Source organism: Halostella sp. PRR32 (genome assembly GCF_034808085.1).
GTDB classification, from domain to species: Archaea; Halobacteriota; Halobacteria; order Halobacteriales; family Natronoarchaeaceae; genus Halostella; species Halostella pelagica.
Genome location: NZ_JAXHGL010000021.1, coordinates 1 through 657, shown reverse-complemented (window position 1 = coordinate 657; position 657 = coordinate 1). Strand labels below are relative to the sequence as shown.

General features: G+C 56.3%; 1 rRNA gene. It reads right to left on the bottom strand.

Features of this window, described 5'->3' with window-relative positions:
- Positions 1-657: ribosomal RNA gene (locus tag SM753_RS20215) — 23S ribosomal RNA — on the bottom strand; the annotation flags it as partial.

The following is a 657-nucleotide window of genomic DNA, read 5'->3' as shown; positions in this document are numbered from 1 at the left end:
CTCAGTGGTACCTCTTTTTCAGGTGGGTTTCGAGCTTAGATGCGTTCAGCTCTTACCCCGTGTCACGTGGCTGCTCGGTACGTGCCCTTTCGGACAACCGATACACCAGTGGTGACCATTCGGAGTTCCTCTCGTACTATACGAACGTTCCCGTCAGGTACCGTGACACCCCCAATAGATAGCAGCCGACCTGTCTCACGACGGTCTAAACCCAGCTCACGACCTCCTTTAATAGGCGAACAACCTCACCCTTGCCCGCTTCTGCACGGGCAGGATGGAGGGAACCGACATCGAGGTAGCAAGCCACTCGGTCGATATGTGCTCTTGCGAGTGACGACTCTGTTATCCCTAAGGTAGCTTTTCTGTCATCTATCGCCCGCATCAAGCAGGCTGATAGGTTCGCTAGACCACGCTTTCGCGTCAGCGACACTCGTTGGGAATGTCACTGTCAGACTTCCATGTGCTCTTGCGCTCTTCCTCGGGTCTCCGACCCGAGTGAGGAAATCTTGGGGCGCGCTCGATATCTTTTCAAGCGCGTACCGCCCCAGTCAAACTGCCCGGCTACCGGTGTCCTCCTCCCGGAGTGAGAGTCACAGTCACTAACGGGTAGTATTTCAATGCTGCCTCGGTGGCCCGCTGGCGCGGGTACCTGTGTAA